17 protein-coding genes are annotated in these 17,593 nt (G+C 66.5%); 15 read left to right on the top strand and 2 right to left on the bottom strand.

Features of this window, described 5'->3' with window-relative positions; genetic code table 11:
* The first annotated feature begins 20 nt into the window (after positions 1–20).
* Together ACZYZ7_RS08925 and ACZYZ7_RS08930 are read left to right on the top strand one after the other, a co-directional pair.
* The gene (locus ACZYZ7_RS08925) at positions 21–803 is read left to right on the top strand and encodes an SDR family NAD(P)-dependent oxidoreductase (RefSeq protein ID WP_450069481.1); all 783 of its coding nucleotides are present in this window, start codon (positions 21–23) and stop codon (positions 801–803) included.
* Positions 804–850: 47 nt separating this feature from the next.
* Positions 851–1,708: an SDR family NAD(P)-dependent oxidoreductase gene (locus ACZYZ7_RS08930; RefSeq protein WP_463740698.1), complete on the top strand. Its 858-nt coding sequence runs from the start codon at positions 851–853 to the stop codon at positions 1,706–1,708.
* Here the strand turns inward: ACZYZ7_RS08930 and ACZYZ7_RS08935 are convergent.
* A complete protein-coding gene (locus ACZYZ7_RS08935) occupies positions 1,705–2,016 on the bottom strand; it encodes a hypothetical protein (RefSeq protein WP_463740699.1) in 312 nt (103 codons plus the stop codon). The genes ACZYZ7_RS08930 and ACZYZ7_RS08935 overlap by 4 nt on opposite strands.
* Before the next feature lie 17 nt (positions 2,017–2,033).
* A complete protein-coding gene (locus tag ACZYZ7_RS08940; protein WP_463740700.1) occupies positions 2,034–2,321 on the bottom strand; it encodes a hypothetical protein in 288 nt (95 codons plus the stop codon).
* A gap of 294 nt (positions 2,322–2,615) precedes the next feature.
* Between ACZYZ7_RS08940 and ACZYZ7_RS08945 the strand changes: the two genes are divergently transcribed.
* The 13 genes from ACZYZ7_RS08945 to ACZYZ7_RS09005 all read left to right on the top strand — a co-directional run bounded on the left by ACZYZ7_RS08945 (position 2,616) and on the right by ACZYZ7_RS09005 (position 17,593).
* Positions 2,616–4,187 (top strand): ABC transporter substrate-binding protein, encoded by a 1,572-nt coding sequence (locus ACZYZ7_RS08945; RefSeq protein ID WP_463740701.1) that lies wholly within the window; start codon positions 2,616–2,618, stop codon positions 4,185–4,187.
* A gap of 13 nt (positions 4,188–4,200) precedes the next feature.
* Positions 4,201–5,286 carry an ABC transporter permease gene (locus ACZYZ7_RS08950; RefSeq protein WP_450069476.1) on the top strand — a complete coding sequence of 362 codons (1,086 nt, stop codon included), beginning with the start codon at positions 4,201–4,203 and terminating at the stop codon, positions 5,284–5,286.
* Entirely contained in the window at positions 5,283–6,194 is a 912-nt protein-coding gene (locus ACZYZ7_RS08955; protein ID WP_463740702.1) for an ABC transporter permease, read from the top strand. Before ACZYZ7_RS08950 ends, ACZYZ7_RS08955 begins: the two co-directional genes overlap by 4 nt.
* The gene (locus tag ACZYZ7_RS08960) at positions 6,191–7,186 is read left to right on the top strand and encodes an ABC transporter ATP-binding protein (RefSeq protein WP_463740703.1); all 996 of its coding nucleotides are present in this window, start codon (positions 6,191–6,193) and stop codon (positions 7,184–7,186) included. The genes ACZYZ7_RS08955 and ACZYZ7_RS08960 overlap by 4 nt, the downstream gene beginning before the upstream one ends.
* Positions 7,183–8,142 (top strand): ABC transporter ATP-binding protein, encoded by a 960-nt coding sequence (locus tag ACZYZ7_RS08965; RefSeq protein WP_463740704.1) that lies wholly within the window; start codon positions 7,183–7,185, stop codon positions 8,140–8,142. Before ACZYZ7_RS08960 ends, ACZYZ7_RS08965 begins: the two co-directional genes overlap by 4 nt.
* A 103-nt stretch (positions 8,143–8,245) precedes the next feature.
* Positions 8,246–9,610, top strand: coding sequence for an aromatic ring-hydroxylating oxygenase subunit alpha (locus ACZYZ7_RS08970; protein ID WP_463740705.1), 1,365 nt, complete (start codon positions 8,246–8,248; stop codon positions 9,608–9,610).
* Positions 9,607–10,149, top strand: coding sequence for a 3-phenylpropionate/cinnamic acid dioxygenase subunit beta (locus tag ACZYZ7_RS08975; protein WP_463740706.1), 543 nt, complete (start codon positions 9,607–9,609; stop codon positions 10,147–10,149). Before ACZYZ7_RS08970 ends, ACZYZ7_RS08975 begins: the two co-directional genes overlap by 4 nt.
* Complete coding sequence (locus tag ACZYZ7_RS08980) at positions 10,146–10,478, top strand: 2Fe-2S iron-sulfur cluster-binding protein (RefSeq protein WP_463740707.1); 333 nt, start codon at positions 10,146–10,148, stop codon at positions 10,476–10,478. Before ACZYZ7_RS08975 ends, ACZYZ7_RS08980 begins: the two co-directional genes overlap by 4 nt.
* A 30-nt stretch (positions 10,479–10,508) precedes the next feature.
* On the top strand, positions 10,509–11,459 hold the full coding sequence (locus ACZYZ7_RS08985; RefSeq protein ID WP_463740708.1) for a 2-hydroxyacid dehydrogenase: 951 nt from the start codon (positions 10,509–10,511) through the stop codon (positions 11,457–11,459).
* A 35-nt stretch (positions 11,460–11,494) separates the two neighbouring features.
* The gene (locus ACZYZ7_RS08990) at positions 11,495–13,066 is read left to right on the top strand and encodes a PucR family transcriptional regulator (protein WP_463740709.1); all 1,572 of its coding nucleotides are present in this window, start codon (positions 11,495–11,497) and stop codon (positions 13,064–13,066) included.
* A gap of 133 nt (positions 13,067–13,199) precedes the next feature.
* On the top strand, positions 13,200–14,669 hold the full coding sequence (locus tag ACZYZ7_RS08995; RefSeq protein WP_450069467.1) for an NAD-dependent succinate-semialdehyde dehydrogenase: 1,470 nt from the start codon (positions 13,200–13,202) through the stop codon (positions 14,667–14,669).
* A 53-nt stretch (positions 14,670–14,722) separates the two neighbouring features.
* Entirely contained in the window at positions 14,723–15,883 is a 1,161-nt protein-coding gene (locus ACZYZ7_RS09000; protein ID WP_463740710.1) for an NAD(P)/FAD-dependent oxidoreductase, read from the top strand.
* Positions 15,884–15,892: 9 nt separating this feature from the next.
* Positions 15,893–17,593: a dihydroxy-acid dehydratase gene (locus tag ACZYZ7_RS09005; protein WP_463740711.1), complete on the top strand. Its 1,701-nt coding sequence runs from the start codon at positions 15,893–15,895 to the stop codon at positions 17,591–17,593.

Raw genomic sequence — 17,593 nt, forward strand, 5'->3', positions numbered from 1 at the left:
ATCGGTGGTAGTACAGCCTTGTGAACATCGACCTCACCGGAAAGACCGCACTCGTCACTGGCTCGACCCAGGGCATCGGGTTGGCCATCGCCGAGCAACTGGCGCGCAGCGGTGCCCGTGTCGCCGTCAACGGTCGCACGCCGGCCCGGGTCGATGAAGCCGTCGCGAAGCTGGGCGAGTTCGACGTCCTTGGTGTCGCCGCCGATGTCTCCACCGAGGAGGGAACAGCGGACCTGCTACGTGAGTTGCCCGAGGTCGACATCCTGGTGAACAACCTCGGCATCTTCGGTGCCGTACCGCCGCTGGAGATCACCGATGAGCAGTGGCGCACTTACTTCGACGTGAATGTCCTTGCCGCAGTCCGACTTATCCGCAGCTACCTGCCCGGGATGACCGAGCGGGGCTGGGGCCGGGCCATCCAGATCGCCAGTGACTCCGCCATTGTCACGCCGGCGGAGATGATCCACTACGGCGTCTCCAAGACAGCACTGCTAGCGGTGTCGCGCGGTTTCGCCAAGGAGGCCGCCGGCTCCGGCGTGACCGTGAACTCGGTGATCGCCGGGCCGACCCACACCGCGGGCGTCGAAGACTTCGTCTACCAACTGGTCGACAAATCGCTGCCGTGGGATGAAGCGCAACGCGAATTCATGATCAAGCACCGGCCGCAGTCGTTGATCCAGCGCCTGATCGAGCCTGAGGAGATCGCAAACATGGTGGCCTACTTGGCGTCTCCGTTGGCCTCGGCAACCACAGGTGGAGCGCTGCGGGTCGACGGCGGGTACGTCGACTCGATCCTGCCCTAAATCCACAACCCCCGGCGGGTCCGCGAGTTCGAACGTATTCTGCGGCCATGGGTGCGAGTCCGTCGGGCAAGGTCGCCGTCATCACCGGTGGTGCGTCCGGTATCGGTGCGGCGCTGGCAGCCAGACTGGCAGGCGAAGGCGCCGAAGTCTGGATAGCCGACCGGCAGATCGATGCCGCACAGGACCTTGCCCGCCGCCTCGGTGCGAGCGGCGGCACAGCACACGCGATCGAACTCGACGTGCGTGACCCTGCATCGTTCGAGCGGGTGGCCACCGAGATCGCGGAGCAGTCGGGGCGCATCGACTACCTGTTCAACAATGCGGGTATCGGGGTCGCCGGCGAGGTCGATTCGTACACGCTCGATGACTGGAACGACGTCTTCGATGTGAACCTGCGCGGTGTCGTGCACGGCATCCAGGCGGTGTATCCGATCATGATCCGGCAGCGCAGCGGTCACATCGTGAACACCGCGTCGATGGCGGGGCTCATGACCGGCGCGGGCACGGCGAGCTATTCGGCCGCCAAACACGCCGTCGTGGCCATCTCGCGGACCTTGAGGGTCGAAGCCGAGCGACACAACGTGTTGGTCTCGGCGCTCTGCCCGGGCGTGGTGCGGACCCCGATCCTCACCGGCGGCAAGTACGGGCGACTCAACGTCCTGGGCATCAGTGACGAGGAGTTCGTCAAGAAGTTCTGGGAACCGTTGCGGCCCATGGCCCCTGCGGCATTTGCCGAGCGGGTGGTGCGTGCGGTGATGCGTGGTGACGCGATGATCATCGTTCCGGCGTGGTGGAAGATGCTCTGGTACCTGGAGCGGTTGTCGCCCCGGTTGTCATTGCGCTTGGCGAAGGTGGCGCTCAATCGCAGCCGCGCCGTGAAGGCCGCCGGCATCGCGGGGTCCTAGTCGAGCATCGCTGAGCCCGGCACGGCCAGGCACATCAGCGACAACGCCAGCAGGAACCAGCCTGCGCCCTGCCAGATCGGCCAGGTGCCCTCGGCTTTCCATACCTGGTAGGTACGGACGAATGCGCCGACGCCGCCGACGAAGAGAATCGTCGGGACCAGCGACGCGGAGAGGGTGGAATGGTCAAAGGCGTAGAACGTCAGGGCGACCCCGGCGACAGCGACCACGGCCAGCACGTAACCCACCGCGGATCGGAACATCTCCGGATCGTGCCAACGCTTTTCGACGTCGTCCTCGTTGCTGCCCATGACGCCCACTCAGATCGTCACGGCGGCCCGTTGACGTACCAGGCCAGGCATCCCGGCTTGCCCCGGCACGCGATGATGGCGCCGGCGTCGGGAGCGGACCCGCGCACCCGGGGCGGCCTGGGTTGCAGGTTGCAGTTCACCACGTAGGGATTCCACGGAATGACGCCGTTCACGCATGGGTCGGCCTGGATTTCGGCGGCCCCCGGGGCGACCTGACCCCACACGGCGGTCGGCGCGATGACGACCGACAGCGCAGCTGCGCCCAGCAGTACCGGGCGCAGAATGCGTAGTCGTGACGTGCTCATCGTTGAGAGTCAACCGTTTCTGCTAGCTGCCTATTTCGACGGTACGCCTGAGACCGGCGAGCAGACGTAAATGTCCCCCAAAACCGGTGTTTTGGGGGACATTTACGTCTGCTCGCGCCAGGGGGAGCAGGGCTGTAGCGCGCACTGTGCGCGCCGACGACTTGTGGCGCAATCGCGGTGCGGTCGCACATGGTGACCCAGCTCACGACAGCGTTGGCTGGTCTGCACCACGACGTGAGGGCTCCGGTCTGCCCTCACCGGAGACAGGAAGCGGTGGTTATGGGTATTACTCGGATGAGACGCCGAGCTGGTGCGCTGCTCTCGTTGAGCCTCGTCGGACTGGTGGCGGCCTGTGGAGGATCAAGCCAAAATGCTGCGGCCGCCGACACGCTCGTCATCGACGAGGTGCTCAACATCAGCACGCTCGACCCCGCGCAGGTATTCGACTTCACCGGCGCCAACGCGCTGTTGCACACCTACGACACCCTGGTGACCTTCGACGGCGAATCTGTCGAGAAGGTGGTGCCAAGTCTCGCTGAGAGCTTCGAGGGCTCACCTGACGCCAAGACATTCACGTTCCGGTTGCGGCCGGACGTCGAATTCTCCGACGGCACTCCGATGACGGCCGACGACGTGGTGTTCTCCTTCAACCGACTCAAGAACTACAAGGGCAGCCCGTCGTATCTGATGGACGGTTTGGCGGTGACCGCGCCGAACGCATCGACCATCGTGGTGTCGTCGGAGACGCCGCGTCCGGAACTGCCGGTGATGTTGACCTCCGGCAACTTCAGCGTGATCAACTCGGCCGAGGCCAAGAAGCACGGCGCCACCGATGCGCCCAACGCCGCGGCCGCAGACAGCGCGGGCTCCAAGTTCGACAAGATGTCGATGGGCACCGGGCAGTACGTGTTGGAGAGCTACGAACCGAACTCGAAGCTGGTGCTCAAGGCGAACGACAACTATCGCGGTGACAAACCCACATTCACCCGGTTGGTCTTCCGTAGCACCTCCAGCCCGCAACAGCAGTCGCTGAACGTCCAGAACGGCGATGCCGATGTCGCGCTGAACCTGTCGTCGCCGATGCTGGCCGAGCTGGACGCCGCGAAGGTGTCGGTGCACAGCGGCCTGCCGCCGGAGGTCGTCTATCTGGCGCTCACCAACGCAGCCGACTCACCGACCGCCAACGCCGATTTCCGCAAAGCGGTTGCGCTCGGCGTGGACTACGACGGGCTTGTGCAGTTGGCCGGGCCCGGCGCGGTGCAGGGCACCGGCCTGATCCCACGCAGTGTCAAGGCCGCGCTGCCCGAGCAGTTCGCCACCAAGCGCGACGTCGGCGCGGCGAAGAACTCGCTGGCCGCCAGCGGCAAGGGAGGTGCCGAGATCGTGTTGGAGTACGGCAGTGACTACAAGGTCGGCGGCCTCGACATGGGTACGTTCGCGCAACGTATCGCCTCGAGTCTCGGTGAGGTCGGTGTCAAGGTGAGTTTGAAGCCCGGCCCGACACAGGTCACGCGCACCCGCTACCAGGAGGGCAAGACGCAGGCGGCGATGTACCCCTACCCGCCGGACTATCCCGATCCCAGCCAGTTCCTGATCTACAACCCCGGCGGTGTGCTAGGCGAGCGGATTCACTGGCCATCGGAGCAGGACCCGCAACTGATCGAGTTGGCGGACAAGGCCAGTGTCACGCTGGACGACGCCCAGCGAGTGGCGGCGTTCCAGGAATGGGACCAAACCCTCAAAGCGACAAACCATTTCATTCCGATCGTGACGGTGGCCTCGAACGTCGTCGCGGACAAGAACCTGACCGGGCTGAACTACAACCCAGCGCTCGGAACGAATTTCGGCAAGGTCGGCCGGGGCTGACGAAGGGTATCCGATGGTCATCGACAGCCTCGCGAACCCGGAGGTGCGCGCTGAGCCCAGCGCGCCCGCCCGGCGTCGCCGCCCTCTCGTCCGTTACGCCTTGCGCCGACTGGGCTTGACCGCCATCCTCGCGGTCGGTATCACGGTGGTGAGTTTTCTGCTCACCACCGTGGTGCCGATCAACGCGGCAGCCGCCAACCTCGGTGACCGCGCGGCCAGTGACCCTGAGGTCGTGGCGGCGTACGAGGCCCGGTACGGACTGGACCGGCCCCCCGTCGTCCAATACTTCATCTATCTCAAGAACCTCCTGCAGGGTGACCTGGGAATGTCACAACTGACCCACCGTCCCGTCGTCGAGGATCTGGGGGCCTACGCGCCGGCGACGCTCGAACTCGTGATGGCCGCCGTGCTGTTCGTGGTCGTAGTGGGGGTCGCTCTGGGCACCTGGGCTGCGCTACGGCGCAACAGGTTTCCTGATCAGCTCGCCAGGATCATCGCAATGCTCGGCGTGAGCACTCCGATCTTCTGGCTCGGGTTGGTGGCCTCGTTCGTATTCTTCGCCAAGTTGGGCTGGCTGCCGAGTGGTGGTCGACTTGACTCGACATTCGTTGCCCCGCCGAAGATCACGGGATTCCTCACCATCGACAGTCTGCTGGCCGGGGACCTGCCCGCATTCGCTTCGGCAGCCTCGCATTTGGTTTTGCCGTCGGTGGTGCTGGGTGTCTACACGTTGGGCTTGATCATCCGGTTCACCCGCACCTCGGTTCTGGAGGTACTCGGGCAGGACTACGTGCGCGCGGCAGAAGCCAAGGGGCTCAGCGGAACCGAGACGACGTTCCGGTACATCCTGCGCGCTGCCGCCGGACCCATCATCACCGTGACCGGCGTTGCTTTCGGCACCCTGCTGGCCGGCACCGTACTGATCGAGACGGTGTTCAACTGGCCCGGTCTCGGGCAGTACGCCTACCACGCGGCGACGGCGGGCGATCTGAGCGCGATCATGGGAGTGAGCCTGTTTGTCTCACTCTCCTACATCCTGATCAACCTCGTCGTCGACCTGCTCTATATGGCCCTTGACCCGCGAGTGAGGCTGACATGACGACCACCCTGCCGGCATTCGATGATGTCATCGATCAGGCGCAGCCCCGGCATCGGCGATGGCGCCGAATGAGATTGGGCAAGTATCGCAACACCGCATTTCTGACCGGCGCCGTGATGCTCTCGCTGTGGGCGCTGGTGCTGCTCTTCGCACCGCACATCGCGCCGTACGATCCGTTGGCCCAGGCGTTTCCGCCGCTGTCCGGGCCGTCGGCGCAGCACTGGTTCGGTACCGACGAGCTCGGGCGCGACGTGCTCAGCCGGGTGCTGTACGGCAGCCGGATCTCGGTGGTGTTCGGCCTCGTCCTGGTGGTCTGCGCCGCCGTCATCGGCGGGGTTGTCGGTTTGGTGGCCGGCTTCTTCGGCGGCTGGGTCGACGAGGCACTGATGCGACTGGTCGACCTGGTGTTCGCGTTCCCGGTGATCATCCTGGCGATGGCGATCGCCGCGTCACTCGGTGCGAACCTGCACAACTCGGTGCTCGCCGGCGTGATCGTGTCGTGGCCGATCTATGCCCGCACCGTGCGCGGGCTCGTGGTCAGTCTGCGGGAATCGGACTTCGTGCTGGCCAGTCGGCTGGCCGGCACGTCGTCGCTGCGGTCGATCCGGATGGACGTCATCCCCAGCGTGGCCGGACCCGTCCTGGTACTGGCCACCCAGGAGGTGGGCGGCGCGATTCTGCTGCTCGCCGGGCTGTCGTTCCTCGGTCTCGGCGCCCAGCCGCCCACCCCGGAATGGGGGTCGATGATCGCGGCGGGTGCCAACCAATTCTCGTCGTGGTGGATCGCGGTGTTCCCGGGCTTGGCCATTCTGACCGTCGCGTTGGCGTTCAACCTGATCGGGGACAGCCTGCGCGACATCCTCGACCCCCGCACCAAGCGGCTGGCCGAAGCGGGGAGGGCGTCGTGACGCTACTGCGCATCGACCATCTGAATGTCAGTCTGCCGGTGGCGGGTACGTACCAGCCGGTCCTGGTCGACGTGAATCTGACCTTGGCAGAAGGCCAGATCCTGGGTGTCGCGGGTGAGAGCGGCAGCGGCAAGACCATGACCGGCCTGTCCGTGCTGCAACTGTTGCCCACGGGCGCGCGTCGCACCGGGTCCATCGCGCTGAACGGACGGGAGCTGCTGGAGTTGAGCCCCCGCCGGATGCGGGAGGTGCGTGGCCGTGACGTCGCGATGGTGTTCCAGGATCCGATGAGCAGTCTGCACCCGATGCTGCCCGTGGGTCGCCAGTTGACCGACCATCTGATCAAGCATCGCAAGGTGTCCCGTGCCGTCGCGAAGGCGCGGGCGGTCGAACTGCTCGAGCAGGTGCGGCTGCCCAGCCCCGAGCGCACGCTCAAGGCATATCCGCATCAGCTCAGTGGCGGTATGCGGCAGCGGGTCGCGATCGCGATCGCGCTGGCTTGCGAGCCCAAGGTGCTGATCGCCGACGAGCCGACGACCGCCCTCGATGTCACCGTTCAGGCCGGCATCCTGCAGTTGCTCGACACCCTGAGGAATGAGACCGGAATCGGCATCATGGTCATCACGCACGATCTGGGAGTGCTTTCCAGCGTCGCAGATGATCTCGCGGTGTTCTACGCCGGGCGGATCATCGAGCAGGCGCCGGCTGCCGACGTGTTTCGGCGACCTACGCATCCGTATACGTCTGCGCTGCTGGCTGCACTGCCCCACGTGGAGGACGCGAACGGTGAGTTCGGGCTGCGGCCGCTCCGGGGAGCCCCGCCGGGGATCGGGGAATGGCCGCAGGGCTGCGCCTTTGCCCCCAGATGTGAACGGGCAGTGCAGGAGTGTCAGACGCGCATCCCGGATCTCGATGACGTGACCGACGGCCACAGTGTCGCGTGTTTCGTTGCCGAGCGGGAAAGCGAGATCGCGGAGCAGGTGGTGTCATGAGCGACTCGGTGCTCTCTGTTCGGGACGCGGTGGTGCAGTACCGACGTGCGGATCACACCGTCGTGCGGGCCGTGAACGGCGTGTCCCTGGACCTGGCCGCGGGGGAGATCCTGGGCGTTGTCGGGGAAAGTGGTTGCGGTAAATCGACTTTGGCGCGGGCCCTGGTGGGCCTGGCGCCGTTGACGTCAGGTTCGATCACCTATCGTGGGCGCGATGTGGTACCGCTCGGCCGGCGCACCAGGCCGGCCGAGCAGTGTCACGTGCAGATGATCTTCCAGGACTCTGCCGCATCGCTGAACCCCCGCCGCACAGTGGGAGACCAACTCGCCGAGGTGATCCGGGCTCGGAAGCTCCGCGGCGGCAGCGGTGGTGTCGAGTTGGGGCATCTGCTGGACCGGGTCGGGCTACCTGCGACGGCTGCCCGGAAATACCCGCACGAGTTCTCGGGTGGGCAACGGCAACGGATCGCGCTGGCGCGCGCATTGGCCACCGAACCCGAGGTGATCGTGGCCGACGAGCCGATCTCCGCACTCGACGCGTCCGCTCAGGCATATGCGGCCCAGTTGATCGTGGATGTCTGTTCCGAAGAAGGTATTTCACTCATCTTCATCTCGCATGATCTGGCCGTGGTGCGCGCCATCGCAGACCGTGTGGCGGTGATGTACCTGGGCCGGGTCGCCGAACTCGGGGCAACCGCCGCCGTCTGGCGTGCGCCGCGGCATCCGTACGCCCGCGCGTTGATCGACGCCGTACCCGTTCCGGACGGTCGGCGACGCCAGCTCCGGGTTCTTCCCGGGGATGTGCCCGATCCCGCGCAGGCACCGTCGGGATGCCCGTTCCATCCCCGCTGCCCGGAGGCGGTTGACATCTGCGCCACCGAACTGCCGCCACTCCTGGAGATGGGTGAAGGGCGCACTGCTGCTTGTCATCTGGCCGATGCGGCGGCGTTGTACTGACGCACCAACCGGTCCCGGTAGGCCATGCACGCGCACATACCGGAGCGCCGGGCAGCTCCATAACCTCAATCCTGAACATCAACAGTTAACTGGAGGCGGATCCGTGAAGGAACGCATCGACGAGTTGGTCGTCCGCGAGCGCGGCCTCGTCAGCCGCGAGGTTTTCGTCGACGACGACATCTTCAAACGCGAGCTCAAGCACATCTTCACTCGCGCATGGTTGTTCGTCGCGCACGAGGACCAGATCCGCAACAAGGGCGATTACGTGGTGTCCCGGATGGGCACCGACTCGGTGATCGTGTCCCGGGACATGGAAGACGACGTACACGTACTGCTCAACACCTGCACGCACCGCGGGATGAAGCTGTGCCGCTACGACATGGGCAACACCCGCAACTTCACCTGCCCGTACCACGGCTGGAGCTACTCCATCGACGGCCGGCTGGTGGAGCGCCCGGGAGACCTGGTGGGCGTTCCGGGGTTCAGCACCTACTATCACGGCGAACTGGACAAGAAGGCCTGGGGTTTGGTGCCGGTGCCGCGCGTCGCGGTGTACAAGGGCACGGTGTGGGCCTCGTGGGACCCGCAGGCGCCCGACCTCTTGGATTATCTCGGCGACATGCGCCTGTATCTCGACTACGCGCTCGACGGGCGCGACGGCACCGAGGGCAATAACGAGATGATCGGCGGCATCCTGAAGTGGCGGGTGCCGTGCAACTGGAAGTTCGCCCCGGAGAACTTCATCGGCGACAACTATCACGATGTCAGCCACCGCTCGGTGGACCTCGTCGGCATTGGGCCCAGCGGTGGGCGCGGCCGGCGCGACGACGAACCTGAGAACGTCACCACGCTCGGCTTCCCGGGCCTGGGCCACGGCGTGATCGGTGAGCCGCCGTACTACTCCGAACCCGAGTACACCGGCGGCTGGGACAACGATCCGGAGGTCGCCGAGTACTACCGGCGCTGCCATGACCGGCGCGTCGAGCGGTTCGGTGACAGCCCTCGGGTCAGCATGACCGTCGGCACGATCTTTCCCAACATGTCGTTTCATGGCCGCCAACCCCGCACCATCGCGGTGTTCCATCCGATTTCGCCCACCGAAATGGAGATGTGGCGCATCTTCCTGGTGGACCGGGACGCCCCGCAGAAAGTGAAGGACACGGCCCGTCACTACTACCTGCGGTACTCCGGTCCGGGCGGGCTGACCGAATCCGATGACATGGAGAACTGGACCTACGCCTCGCAGTCCAGTCTCGGGACTGTCTCGCGCACTCTGTACTTCAACTACGAGATGGGACTCGGCCACGCCAAGCCCATCGACGGGCTCGACGGCGCGGTCGACAACGGTGAGTTCACCGAGGAGAACGCGCGGATCTTCTACAACCGCTGGGCCGATTTCATGAAGGCCGACAGCTGGGAAGAACTGGCACCGGTCGCCGAGCTCGATCAGGAGGTGTTGCTTCGATGACCACCGCACCCATCGCGCCGGGTGCCGACCTGCAGTTGGCATTCTCGGTGCAGCAGTTTCTGTTTCACGAGGCCGATCTGCTCGACGACCGCGACTACGACCAGTGGCTCATGCTGCTGCACCCCGATGTGCGCTACGTGGTACCGCTGGCGCGCAACGTACCTCGGACCGCGGCAACGGAATTCACCGTCGAGCAGAACGACCTGTGCTGGATGGACGAGGGTCTGCACACCATCACCCAGCGGATCCGTCAGATCCAGACCAACATCCACTGGGCCGAGGAACCGCCGTCGCGGGTTTCGCACCTGGTGACCAACACCAGGATCAGCGACGTCGCCGAGCGGGAACAAGGCCGCCAGGTGGTGGCCAGATCGCGAATCCTGGTGTACCAGAACCGCGGTGAGGACGAAGTGAATATGTTCGTCGGCAAGCGCAGCGACACCTTGGCGGAGGGGCCCGATGGCTGGCGGCTGTTGCATCGGACGGTGCACCTGGACCAGAACGTACTGCTGGCCAAAGCATTGACGGTGTTCCTGTGAGCGACATCAAGGCGACATTCATTCTGCCGTCCGGCGAGCAGGTAACCCTCGATGTCTACGACGGGTGGTCCCTCATGGAGGCCGCCCGCCAGGAGGGCGTCGAAGGGATCGTTGCCGAATGCGGTGGCGGCGCGATCTGCGGAACCTGTCATGTACGGGTGCGTGCCCCATGGGCCGACAGGCTGGACACACCGGGACCCACTGAGCAGGCCCTGTTGGGTGTCGTCCCGGAATCGTGTGAGACCAGCCGGCTGAGCTGCCAGGTGGTCGCCACAGCCGAACTGGACGGCATCGAGGTCGAAGTGCCCTCGCAGCAACTGGATTTGTGACCGATTACAAGTATCAAAAGGACTGATTTGATGACGACGATCTTCAACTCCACCGACGTGCCCGCGGATCTGCTGCAGGCGCTGAACGCCGACTTCGACGTGGTCGACGTGCCGCCGGGCACGGAGAGCGGGCTGGCGGCCTACGGAGCACCGACGGCGTGGATCCTCGACGGCGACACGAAGATCGACGCGGGGGTGCTGTCCCAGCTCCCATCGCTGCGGCTGGTGTCGAACTACGGCGTGGGCTACGACAACATCATCGTCGACGACGCCACGGCTGCCGGCGTGATCATCACCAACACCCCCGGCGTCCTGGACAACGCGGTGGCCGAGGTGACGCTGGGCCTGATCCTGGGTATCGCGCGCGGGATCGTGTGGTCGGATCGCTGGATCCGCAACGGCAACTGGGGACCCGACTGGGCGCCACTGACCGGCGACGCACACGGCGCCACATTGGGCATCGTCGGCATGGGCCGGATCGGGCGTCGCGTCGCCGAACTCGTCGCGCCGTTGGGCATGCGGGTGCTCTACCACAATCGGAAGCCGAACCCGGAGATCGACAACAGCGGTCTGGCGCATTATGCGGAGTGGGACACAATGCTGGCCGAGTCCGACTTCGTTTCGCTGCACACCCCGTTGACCGAGCGCACCCGCGGCTTTTTCACGGCCGAGGATTTCGCGTTGATGAAGCCGAGCGCCTACCTGATCAACACCGCGCGCGGCGCGGTGGTCGACGAGGCGGCGTTGCTGGACGCGTTGACCAATAACCGCATCGCCGGTGCGGCGCTGGATGTGTTCGTCGATGAGCCGCTGCGCAAGGACAGCCCGCTGCTGCAGCTGGACAACGTGGTGCTGACACCGCACATCGGCAGCGCCACAGTGCATACCCGCCGGGCGATGATCGAGCTCGCGGTCGGCAATGTCAGGGCAGGCGCGCGCGGCGAGGCGCCGCAGACACCTGTCAACAGCATCGTCGGCTGAACAAAATCGGCGGGTGGGCTATCTTGCAGGGCACCATGCAGTTCGGTTCAGGCCCACTCGGTGGCGGCGTCGCCGGCATAGGTCCGGTCAGCCTGCGGACCCTACTCGACGCCGAGCAGTTCGGCATCCGCGCGATCTACCTGCCGGAAGGCGCCGAACAGCGGGAGATCCGTTGGGTCACGGTGACCGAGATGGTCGACCCGGCGCCGTACCTGTTGGGGGACGAGCTGATCCTCACCCTGGGGATCTCCTGGCCGGAACCGACCAGCCCCGAGATCACGACGTTCATGGAACGCGTCGCGTCGGCAGGTGTCAGTGCTGTCGGCACAAGCGTGGCCCCGGCACTCCAGCACACTGAGATTCCGGTGGCCCTCGTGGAGGCCGCCCGCCGGTTCAACCTGCCACTGATCGAGATTCCGTTGCGGACGACGTTCCGGTCGGTCGCGGAGTACGTGGTGGACCGGCAGGTGGCCGACCGGTACGCGGTGGCCCGGCGCACCCTCGAAGTGCATGAGGCGCTGACCGACGCGTTGCTGTCCCGGCAGGGGCTGGACGGCCTGATCGCACGGCTGCGCACGATGCTCGACGCGCCGGTGGCCCTGGTCGACTTCCACGGCAACGTGCTGGCGGCGACGCCGACCAATGAGGCCTGGCCCACCGGGGAGATTCTGGCCGGGCGCAGCCGGCTGCAGTTCGGATCCGTGGTGGCGGGCGTGACGTGCTACCCGGTGAGCGTCGCCAACCACAACGTGGCGTTCGTCTGTACCAAGGGCAGCACGGAGACGCAGGACGTGGTGCGCTTCGCGCTCGGGCTGGTGGCCTTGGAATTCTCCCGGCTGCAAGCCGAGCGCAACGGCAGGCGTGAACTCGTCGGCGAGGTCATCGAAGATCTGGTGCACGGCGACGTCTCCGACACCGCGGGGGCGAACCGGCTCGCGAGATGGGGAGTGGACACCCAGGCTGGCAACCGCGTGGTGCTCGCCCGGGTGGCATGTCCACCGGAACGCCTGCACGACGTGCCCTGGAACGGGGACCGCTTTCTGCCCGGCAGCGTCGGTCAGTATGTGGTGGCCCTGGTCGGCGAGGTGATCGCACTCGTGGTCTCGGAGCGAGTGGACACCGAGCGGCTGACCTGCGGGATGCGCGAACACCTGGGCCGGCTGGGCCCGGTCAGCATCGGGCTGGGCGGCGTGTATCCGGGCGTCACGGGGCTGCGGATGTCGTGGTACGAGGCGCAGGAGGCGCTGAGCCACGGGCCGGGCGTCAACCAGCCCGCACCGGTCAGCATGTCGCGATTGTTGCTGGCCAACCTGAAGGTGCCGCTGGGCTCGCTCGGCGAGGAGATGCTGCGGCCGCTGCTGGAATACGACCGCGAACACGACTCGTGCCTGGTGGAGACCCTGCGAGCCTTCGTGGAACACGACTGCCAGGTATCGCTGGCCTCCGAGGCCATGTACGTCCACCGCAATACGTTTCGCTACCGCATGCAGTTGATCGAGAAGCTGACCGACCGTGAGCTGACGTCGTTCGCCGACCTCGTCAATCTCTACCTGGCAATCCTGGCTCTCGACATCGAGCGCAACCGCCACGGCTCTGCCGTCGATTAGTGCACGGCGACGGTAGTCGGCCGGATCCTCGTACATCTGACTATCGGCTCGACCCTCGCGCCGCTCTTACGATCGGTGGGCACACGGCGGCTGCCTCGGATTCCTCAACCGCCATGGACCGAAAGGGGTTTCGGTGCAGACAGATTCACCGCGTTTGACGGACGTCGACCAGACTTGGCAGGCCTACATCGACGGCCGCTGGGCGGACTCGGCCGATGGTGCCACGTTTCCCGTGGAGAACCCGGCTACCGGTGAGGTGATCGCCCGCGTGCCGGCGATGACCGAAACCGATGCGGCCGACGCGATCGCCGCCGCTCGCCGTGCCTACCCGGGCTGGCGCAGGCGTCCGGCACAAGAACGTTGCCGCATCCTGCGCGCGTGGTACGAAGCGGTTTTGGCGCACCGCGACGAACTCGCCGCGCTGCTGACCCGCGAACAGGGCAAACCGTTGAGCGAGGCCCGCTCCGAGATCGCCCAGGCCGCGTCCTTCCTGGAATGGTTCGCCGAGGAGGGGCGGCGTGCCTACGGCGACGCCATCCCGGCCAACACCGGTGACCGCAGGCTGCTGGTGCTGCGTGAGCCGGTCGGTGTCGTCGGGGTCATCACGCCGTGGAACTTCCCGGCCGCGATGATCACGCGGAAGGTCGCCGCCGCTCTCGCCGCCGGCTGCACCGTGGTGGTCAAACCCGCTGAGGAGACGCCGCTGACGGCGTTGGCGCTCGCCGAGATCGGGGCGCGGGCCGGTGTGCCCGACGGGGTGGTCAACGTCATCACCGGTTCGGGCCCGCGTCTCGGGAAGGTGCTCACCGCGAGCCCGGATGTCCGGAAAATCTCGTTCACCGGGTCGACCCAGGTGGGCAAGATCCTGGCGCGGGATTCGGCTGCCACCCTGAAACGGATGTCGCTGGAACTGGGCGGCAATGCGCCGCTGATCGTGTTCGACGACGCCGATCTGGACCTCGCGGTGCGCGGCGCCGTGGCCAGCAAGTTCCGCAACTGCGGTCAGGCGTGTGTGGCCACCAACCGCATCTACGTCGCGCGTCCGGTAGCCGAAGAGTTCTTGCGCCGGTTCGCCGCGGCGGTTGCCGATCTGCGGGTGGGTCCCGGTGACGACGGCTCGACCGACGTGGGGCCGCTGATCAACCGGGACGCCCTGGACGCGATGGAACTGGCCGTCAAAGAAGCCGAGGCCGACGGCGCCCGCGTGGTGCTGGGCGGCCGCGCGACAGGCGGACTGTTCTTCGAGCCGACCATTCTGGGCGACGTCGCCGATAACGCGGCGATCACCCGCGCGGAGATCTTCGGCCCGATCGCGCCGGTGTCCGTCTTCGACACCGTCGACGAGGTGATCGAACGGGCCAACAACACCGCCTACGGCCTGGCCGCGTACTTCTACACCCGCGATTACGCCCGGGTCATCCACGTCAGCGAGGCGCTCGAGTACGGGATGGTCGGTGTGAACGAGAGCCTGGTGGCGACCGAGGTGGCGCCGTTCGGCGGGGTCAAGGAATCCGGATACGGCCGTGAGGGTTCCCATCTCGGCCTCGACGAGTACCTCTCGGTGAAGTACGTGTGCCTGGGCGGTCTGGGGGACCGATCGTGACGAATTCGGTGTCGGCACACTCTGTCCCGAGTCTGCCGGCGGACGGTAAGGACGTGACCGACGTCCTGGTCCTCGGTGCCGGACAGGCCGGCGCCGAGGTGGTTCACGGGCTGCGGCGCGGCGGCCACGAGGGCAGCATCCGGTTGGTGGGGGACGAGCCGCTGCTGCCCTACGAGCGGCCCCCGCTGTCCAAGGCCGTGCTGGCAGCCGGGGTGGCCGCCGAGCGGTTGTCACTGCGTGCCCCGCACGTGTACGCCGATCTACGGGTCGACGTCGACACCGAACATCGTGCGGTGCAGCTGGATTCGCGTGCGCATCGAGTCACGTTCGATGACGGCACGGTGGTCCGGTACAACACCTGCGTTCTTGCCACCGGAGCGCGGGCCGTGCCGCCGCCCTGGCCGCACCACCACCGGATACACGCGGTGCGCACGCTGCCGGATGCACAGCGACTGCAGGCGGCGGTACGGACCGGCGCGCGTTCCTGCTTGATCGTGGGTGGCGGATTCCTCGGCCTGGAGATCGCGAGCTCGTTGATCGGGCTCGGTCTCGACGTGACGCTGGTGGAGGCCGGGACGAGCATGCTGCCGGGGAAGGTCTCACCGTTCACGGCGAAATGGTTGCGGCGCCGACACGAACAGAGTGGCCTGCGGGTGCACCTCGATTGTCTGGTTACCGAACTGACGGGCCACGAGGACGGCGTCGTGGTGGTACTCCGCGACGGAACCCGGCTCACCGTCGACCTGGTGGTGTACGCGACCGGCGCGGTGCCCAATGTCGAGCTGGCCGCCGCGGACGGCGCGGAGTGCGGTCGCGGTGTCTTCGTCGACCAGGCCGGGCGGACAACGCTGCCAGATGTCTATGCCGCAGGGGACGCCGCGTCGCTGCGCACAGCCGGCGGCCTGGAAGCCCGTATCGAATCGGTGCACAACGCGGTGTCTCAGGCCAAGGCCGTGGTCGCCAGCCTGCTCGGCCAGCCCGAGGTGTCGACGTCGGTTCCGACGTTCTGGTCCGAGCAGACCGGTATCCGGCTGCAGCAGGCCGGTTGGCTGCCGGCCGACTTGGATACGCACGACGTGGTGAGCGCCACCGACGACGAGTTGACCGTGGAGCGTTATCTGGCCGGTGCCCTGGTGGGCGTGGAGACCGTAGGGCGGCCGGTGGACTTTCTGCGTCTGGTGAAGTCGCTGACCGACCTGCGGTTCCGGATGTAGGGAGAAGAAATGGGACTGGGAGACGGCCTTACCGACTACGGCGACAAGGGATTCGCCCGCTTTCTGCGCACCGCGTTCGCGTCTTCGATGGGTTACACCGAAGAGCTTCTCGATCGCCCGATCGTCGGTATCACCTGGACAGCAAGTGATTTCAACAACTGCCACCGGTTGGTGCCCAGCCTTGTGGAGGCTGTCAAGCGCGGCGTGCTGACGTCGGGGGCGTTGCCGATGGTGTTTCCCACGGCTTCGTTGGGCGAGGCGTTCCTGTCGCCGACCTCGATGTACTTCCGCAACCTTGCGGCGATGGAGACCGAGGAACTGGTCCGGGGCCAGCCGATGGACGCCGTGGTGTTGATCGGGGGGTGCGACAAGACATTGCCGGCGCAGCTGATGGCCGCGCTGTCGGTGGACAAGCCGGCCATCATGCTGCCCGTCGGGCCGATGAGCACCGGCTCCTTCGAAGGCGAGGCGCTCGGCGCCTGCACGGACTGCCGCCGCTACTGGGCCAAATACCGGGCCGGTGACGTCGACACCGAGCGGTTGACATCGGTGCGACGCAACCTGGCCGCCACCGCGGGTACCTGTCCGGTGATGGGAACGGCCTCGACGATGGCGGCGCTGATCGAGACGATGGGTCTGAGCCTGCCCGGCGCCGCGACCGTACCTGCCGTTCACGCCGACCGGTTGCGGGTCGCCGAACGCACCGGGGCCGTCGCTGCGCGGCTTGCCGTCGACGGCAAGCCCACGCCGCGCCAGCTGGTCACCGAACAGGCGCTCGACAATGCCGTGCGGATGCTGCTCGCCCTGGGCGGGTCCACCAATGCCGTGGTGCACCTGGCCGCCATCGCCGGGCGGGCCGGGCTGCGGCTCGATATGCAGCGATTCAACGAACTCAGCGACACCACACCGGTTCTCGTGGATCTGAAACCCACCGGATCGCACTACATGTCGGATCTGCACGCGGCCGGGGGCATACCTCAGGTGCTGCGCCAGCTCGACGGCCGGTGCGACCTGTCCGCGCCGACAGTATGGGGCGGCACGTTGCGGGACGGCGTAGAGGCGGCCGGCCAGTGGCATGACAGCGCGGTGATCGCCGCGCCCGACACTCCTGTCGATCCGCACGGCGGGCTGGTGGCGCTTTTCGGCAGCCTGGCCCCGGACGGTGCGTTGCTCAAACGTTCGGCTGCGACCCCGGCGTTGTTCGAAAAGACAGCTCGCGCAGTGGTGTTCACGTCGCTTCAGGACATGGCCGAGCGGATCGACGATCCGGATCTCGATGTGTCCGAGGATGACGCACTGGTGCTGCAGAATGCCGGCCCGTTGGCCGCGGGAATGCCCGAGGCCGGCTACCTGCCGATTCCTCGCAAGCTCGCTAAGCGCGGAGTCACCGACATGCTGCGCATCTCCGACGCGCGGATGAGCGGCACCGCCTACGGCACGATCGTGCTGCACGTGGCGCCCGAAGCCGCCGCCGGCGGTCCACTCGGCCTGGTCCGCACCGATGACCGCATCCGGATTTCGGTGGCCGAGCGCAGCCTGGACCTGCTGGTCTCACCCGAGCAGCTGGCCCAGCGGGCTCGTGATGCGGAGCCCCGACCGAGCACCGACTTCCGGACGGGGCTCAGCGGCTACGGTCGGCTTTACCAAAGCCACGTGACGCAGGCGCCGGACGGCTGCGACTTCGATTTGTGGGCCGGCGAGCGCAGCTGA

Source organism: Mycobacterium sp. IDUB_17 (genome assembly GCF_055419465.1).